The sequence below is a fragment of the Blautia sp. ZXY-1-B12 genome, from assembly GCF_056339915.1.
The window spans coordinates 1-6,406 of sequence record NZ_JBWJVP010000069.1; the positions used below are offsets into that span (position 1 = coordinate 1).

The following is a 6,406-nucleotide window of genomic DNA, read 5'->3' on the forward strand; positions in this document are numbered from 1 at the left end:
ACCGGGACTGAATGTAGCCTGTGGTGCCATTGGAATCGGTGAGATCACCTCTATCCCAACTGCACCTGCAATTGCAGATGCATATTTCAGATGGAATGGTGAAAGACAGTATAGTCTTCCTCTGACCGGAACACCATATGAAAGGAAGTGCTGAATATGGCAGTAAAGAAGAAATTTCCATATCGCGCGGCTGTAGTTGCATGTAATGGGGGATGCAGATCAGCCGAAGGTGAGGCCGGCTGTGCAGATGGATGTATCGGATGTAAAGCCTGTATAGATAAATGTAAATTCGGAGCCATTTCCATCAATGAGTATGGTGTGGCGGAAGTGGATGAGGAGAAATGCATTGGCTGTGGCGCCTGTGCGAAAGTCTGCCCACAGAAAGTGATCCATGTCCATGAGTGTGCAAACTACATTGTGGTAAAATGTTCCAATAAGAAAAAAGGTGCAGAAGCAAAGAAGCAATGTAACGTCAGCTGTATCGGCTGTGGAATCTGCGAGAAGACCTGCACAGCCGGTGCGATAAAAGTAAAAGACAACTGTGCAGTGATCGAGGAATCCATATGTCTGAGCTGTGGTATGTGCGCAGTGAAATGCCCAAGACACGTTATCCATGACCTGCATGGAATATTGACAGAAATACGTTAAGTAAATCAGGTTACTGTTCACTTTGTTCTTAGTAATACATTACAAAGGATATTCTCAGTGAACAGTAACCCAATCAAACAACTTCGTTAATAGGAAAATAATACGTAAAAATTGAATAAAAGATTGCAATTTCATATCCAAATATGCTATACTTAAATCAGAAAACAGATAACAATTATGCAAATAAAAAGTAAATTCGCCTGATGTCAGAAAAAAGGTGAAGGAAAGTAGCATGGTTCGGAGCCGGACATAAGTCCTGAGGGGAACAGACAGATACCTTGGGGTGTGTCCGGCTCCTTCTATATAATAACCAAAAATAAATACAGAGAAGGTGAAAACATGATTGGAAAGAGTGTTCCAAGAGTAGATGCCTATGACAAAGTTACAGGACGTGCAAAATTTACTGATGACCTGGTTCCTGCCAACTGTCTGGTGGCAAAAATCTATCACGCAAAGATCGGAAACGGTATCGTAAAATCAATCGATACCAGTAAAGCAGAGGCTCTGGACGGCGTAGTAAAAGTGGTTACTTTTAAAGACGTACGAATCATTGTTATCCTACGCCGGGACATCCCTGGTCTGTGGAGCTGGCACATCAGGATGTTGCAGACCGCAATATCCTTACCGGAAGAGTCCGTTATTACGGAGATGATATTGCTGCTGTAGTGGCAGAAGATGAAATCACAGCCCAGAGGGCATTGCGCCTGATCGAAGTTGAATATGAAGAATATCCGGTAGAAATCCATCCGCGTAAATCCATGTATGGAAGCAAACCGCCAATCCATCTCGACAAAAAGGATAATGTACTTGTCCGTTCCAATTACTTTATCGGAAATGTGGAAGAAGGGCTGAAGGAATCCGAAACAGTTATAAAACGCAGTTATAAAACCCCGATCGTGCAGCACTGCCACATTGAGAATCCGATTTCCTGTGCATATATGGAAAATGGCAGGATCATAGTTGTGACTTCCACTCAGATTCCGCATATTGTCCGGCGTGTGATCGGGCAGGCTCTTGGAATCCCATGGGGAAAGATCAGAGTCATTAAGCCATACATAGGTGGAGGATTCGGAAATAAGCAGGATGTGCTGTATGAACCGTTAAATGCTTTTCTTACCACGCAGGTTGGCGGCAGACCGGTCAAACTCGATATAACCAGAGAGGAAACTTTCTGCAACACCAGAACCCGTCATTCCATTGAGTATGATCTGACGGCAGGTGTTGACAGTGAGGGGCATCTTCTGGCAAAGGATATGCTGGCTATCTCCAATCAGGGAGCATATGCCTCCCATGGACACGCCATAGCAGCCAATGGCCTGACTGCCTGGAGACTGCAGTATGCATGTCCGAATATCAAAGGAGAGGCATATACTGTCTATACGAATACACCGGTAGGCGGAGCAATGCGTGGATACGGGATCCCGCAGGTATGTTTTGCAATTGAGTGCTTTATGGATGATATTGCAAAAGAGGATCGGGATGGATCCTCTGGAGTTCAGAAAGAAAAATCTTATCAAAGGATATTATGAGGATGCTTACCTGAAGCCGATCGCAGCAAACACCAACGGGATTTTTGAATGTCTGGAAAAAGGTGCAGATTATATCCACTGGGAAGAAAAACGAAAAGAATATACAAACCAGACAGGTAATATCCGCAGAGGCGTCGGAATGTCACTTTTCTCCTATAAGACAGGTGTATGGCCGATTTCACTGGAAATTGCAGGTGCAAGAATGACTCTGAATCAGGACGGAAGTGTTGGACTGATGCTGGGAGCTACTGAAATCGGTCAGGGCGCTGATACGGTATTTTCCCAGATGACGGCTGAGGTTTTAAATATGGATATCAGTGATATTCATATCCAGACGGTCCAGGATACTGATGTAACACCATTTGATACCGGTGCCTATGCATCCAGACAGTCGTTTGTAACAGGAACAGTTGTTAAAGACTGCGCAAATCTTCTGAAGGAAAAGATTCTGGCTTATGCAAAAGAGCTGCTGCCTGAAGAGACAAGGAAACTGAGGCTTGATCATGGATGGATCATGGCAGGAAAGGATCCGGCAATATCTCTTGGAAATCTTGCATTGGAGAGTTATTACAGTCTTGGCAATTCTTCTGTTATTACAGCAGAGGTTTCCGAGCAGGTAAAGAAAAATACGATTGCCACAGGATGCTGCTTTGCTGAAGTGGAAGTCGATATAAAGCTTGGCAAGATCAAAATCCTTCATATCATTAATGTGCATGACAGCGGGAAGCTTATTAATCCGAAACTGGCTGAAATGCAGGTACAGGGCGGTATGTCTATGGGAATGGGATACGGTCTGTCGGAGCAGCTCATTCTGGATGAGAAAACAGGAAGACCACTGAACGGAACCCTGCTGGACTATAAACTGATGACAATGATGGATACTCCTGATATCAAGGCGGATTTTGTGGAACTTGATGATCCGGTTGGACCTTTCGGAAACAAAGCACTGGGTGAACCGCCGGCAATTCCGGGTGCACCGGCAATCCGTAATGCAGTACTTCATGCAACAGGTGTAGCCTTTAATGAAAATCCTCTGACACCACAGAGACTGATCGATGGCTTTATTAAGGCCAGACTTATTTAGAGGGGAGGGGATTTTATGTACGATATTGAGAACTATTATCAAGCTGAAAGTGTAAAAGATGCTGTGAGATTACTGAATGAACATCCGGATGCCAGGATCATTTCCGGAGGAAGTGATGTACTGATCAAGATCCGGGAGGGAAAATTTGCCGGAACTTCTCTGGTGAGCATCCATGGAATCAAAGAAATCCAGGGTGTAAAAATGGCGGATAACGGAGATATTTATATTGGTGCCGGAACTGTCTTCTCACATATAACAAATGATGCAATTATCAGGAAATATATTCCGGTTCTTGGCGAGGCTGTAGATCAGGTAGGAGGACCACAGGTACGAAATATTGGTACTATCGGTGGAAACATCTGCAACGGAGCAGTCAGTGCGGACAGTGCACCGACCGTATTTTCCCTGAACGCACTGCTGAGGCTGGAAGATGGAAAGGAAGGCCGTCTTGTACCTGTAAAAGATTTCTATCTTGGACCCGGCAAGGTGGAGCTGCAGCAGGGAGAAATCCTGACCTATGTGATCATTCCTGCAAAAGAATATGAAGGGTATCATGGTCATTATATTAAGTATTCCATGCGAAATGCCATGGATATCGCAACGATCAGCTGTAGTGTGGTGAGCAAGATAGATCAACAGGCAGGAGTGATCGAAGATGTGCGCATTACCTTTGGGGTGGCAGCTCCGGTTCCGTACCGCTGCACAAAGGCAGAAGAGGCTTTGAAGGGCATGAAGATAGAAGAAAGCCTGTATGAAAAGACAGCACAGCTGATCCGGGAGGAAATCAATCCGAGAGATTCCTGGAGAGCATCCAGGGCATTTCGTCTTCAGATCGGCGGAGAAATTGCGGCACGGGCATTGAGACGTACCGTAGAACTTGCAGGAGGTGACCGCATATGAAAAAGCAGATGCAGCTTGTACGATGTACAGTAAACGGAAGAGAAGTTGAAGAATATGTAGATGTAAGGGAGTCACTGCTTGATATGCTTCGCAACCGGCTTGGACTGACTTCTGTAAAAAAGGGCTGTGAAGTAGGAGAATGTGGTGCCTGTACAGTAATCATAGACGGAGAGACTATTGACTCCTGTATTTATCTGGCAGTCTGGGCGGAGGGTAAAAATATCCGTACACTGGAAGGTCTGGAGAAAAACGGAGAACTTACCAGGATTCAGGAGGCATTTATCGAAGAAGGTGCCATACAGTGCGGTTTCTGCACTCCCGGATTTATCATGTCTGCCACTGTTTTACTGGAACGTGGAGAGAAATTATCAAGAGATGCGATCCGGAAACATATGGCAGGAAATCTCTGCCGCTGCACAGGTTATGAGAACATTGTAAATGCGGTGGAAAAAGTAATGGATGAAAATGAGACAAGAAGAGGAAAGACAGTAAGATGACAAACAGATACACAAATGTCCCAAAATCTGACAATAAACCGGAAAATGTTGTAATAATAAGAGGTGGCGGTGATCTGGCCAGCGGTACGATCCACAGATTATACCGATGCGGCTACCGTCTTCTGGTACTGGAATGTGAGAAACCCACTGCGATCAGGCGAATGGTTTCTTTTTGCGAGGCTGTTTACGACGGGCAGTCTTCTGTGGAAGGAGTTCTCTGCAGAAAAGTTGACAGTGTAGAGGAATGCGAGGCAGTCTGGAAAGCCGGGGAGATTCCTCTTATGGCAGACACAGAAGGAACTGTCCTTAAGAAATACAGACCTGCAGCACTGATAGATGCAATTCTTGCAAAAAAGAATCTTGGAACCACCAGAGAGATGGCAGATCTAACCGTTGGTCTTGGACCGGGATTTGTGGCAGGTGAGGATGTGGATTATGTAGTGGAGACTATGAGAGGCCACAATCTTGCCAGAATCATCACAAAAGGCGCTGCTATGCCAAACACAGGAGTTCCGGGTATCATTGGAGGATTTGGAAAAGAGCGCGTGCTCCATGCTCCTGCGGCAGGGGAAATCCATTGTATCTCAAAGATTGCAGATATCGTGGAGAAGGATCAGGTCCTTGCCTGGATCGGAGATACACCTGTCAGGGCTTCTCTTACAGGAGTTTTGCGTGGCATGATCAGAGATGGATTTACAGTGCCGAAGGGGATGAAAATTGCAGATATTGATCCGCGCAAAGAACAAAAGAAAAACTGTTTCACGATTTCCGACAAAGCCCGCTGTATTGCCGGCAGTGTATTGGAAATCCTGCTTTCAGAAGGAGTGATGCCATATGAAGCACCAGGTCGATTTTCTGGAACTGCTGCAGATTGATTATGAAAAATACCCTGTGATCGCTGTAGTTGGCGGCGGCGGCAAAACCAGCCTGATCTACCGTCTTACAGATGAACTGATCGATAAGGGAAAGAGAGTGATCATTACCACGACCACCCATATGGCAGGAGAATCTGAACTTCCGTTTGCCAGGGGCGGAGATGCAGTCAGGGTAAAAGAACTTCTGGACAAAGAAAGATATGTGATTGCTGCGGAATATGAGGAGGACACAGGTAAATATGCGTCTCTGACAGATGAAAAACTGGAAGAACTGAGAGAATTGTGCGATGTAATGCTTGTGGAAGCGGACGGAGCAAAGCATCATCCGGTAAAAGTCCCAGAGAAATGGGAGCCTGTAATCCCAAGATGTGCGGACATTGTGATCAGTGTGATCGGGCTGGACTGTCTGGGGCAGCCAATCAGTCAGAGTGCTTACCGTATGGAACGTACTTCGGAATTTCTCAGGAAAAGTCTGGAAGCTCCGATCACTGAAAGAAGATATTGTAAAGATTGCGACTTCTATCTGTGGACTTTTTAAGGATGTGGAAGAAAGAGTATACAGAGTGTATCTGAACAAGTCAGATATACTCAGAGAGAAAGAACCTGCAGAGCACATTGTTGAGGAACTGGAAAGGAAGAATACAGTAGCGGCTTACGGAAGCCTTTTGGAGGAATAAATTATTTTGAAAATTGCAATGATTATGCTGGCGGCTGGAAACAGCCGCCGTTTTGGGGCAAATAAACTGTTATATGAAATAGACGGAATACCTATGTATCGACATGTGCTGGAACAACTGGATGATACAAAGAAGAAAATAGAAAATATCTATTCGGAATATTCAGATATTACAGAGGATAATAATAATGATAATA

The 6,406-nt window shown here is 45.0% G+C and carries 6 protein-coding genes and 1 pseudogene; all 7 read left to right on the forward strand.

Annotated elements, in window-relative coordinates:
* Positions 1–156: 156 nt before the first annotated feature.
* Positions 157–648, forward strand: coding sequence for a 4Fe-4S binding protein (locus tag AC075L_RS05145; protein WP_022380733.1), 492 nt, complete (start codon positions 157–159; stop codon positions 646–648).
* A gap of 339 nt (positions 649–987) precedes the next feature.
* Positions 988–3,261, forward strand: a pseudogene (xdhA, locus tag AC075L_RS05150) (xanthine dehydrogenase subunit XdhA).
* A 15-nt stretch (positions 3,262–3,276) separates the two neighbouring features.
* The gene (xdhB, locus tag AC075L_RS05155) at positions 3,277–4,161 is read left to right on the forward strand and encodes a xanthine dehydrogenase subunit XdhB (protein ID WP_128867662.1); all 885 of its coding nucleotides are present in this window, start codon (positions 3,277–3,279) and stop codon (positions 4,159–4,161) included.
* Positions 4,158–4,658: a xanthine dehydrogenase subunit XdhC gene (gene xdhC, locus AC075L_RS05160; RefSeq protein WP_008703273.1), complete on the forward strand. Its 501-nt coding sequence runs from the start codon at positions 4,158–4,160 to the stop codon at positions 4,656–4,658. The genes xdhB and xdhC overlap by 4 nt, the downstream gene beginning before the upstream one ends.
* Positions 4,655–5,533: a selenium-dependent molybdenum cofactor biosynthesis protein YqeB gene (gene yqeB / locus AC075L_RS05165; RefSeq protein WP_022381428.1), complete on the forward strand. Its 879-nt coding sequence runs from the start codon at positions 4,655–4,657 to the stop codon at positions 5,531–5,533. Before xdhC ends, yqeB begins: the two co-directional genes overlap by 4 nt.
* Entirely contained in the window at positions 5,493–6,071 is a 579-nt protein-coding gene (gene yqeC, locus AC075L_RS05170; RefSeq protein WP_476387278.1) for a selenium cofactor biosynthesis protein YqeC, read from the forward strand. The genes yqeB and yqeC overlap by 41 nt, the downstream gene beginning before the upstream one ends.
* A gap of 145 nt (positions 6,072–6,216) precedes the next feature.
* A partial coding sequence (locus AC075L_RS05175) for an NTP transferase domain-containing protein (RefSeq protein ID WP_476387279.1) occupies positions 6,217–6,406 on the forward strand: 190 nt, incomplete at its 3' end.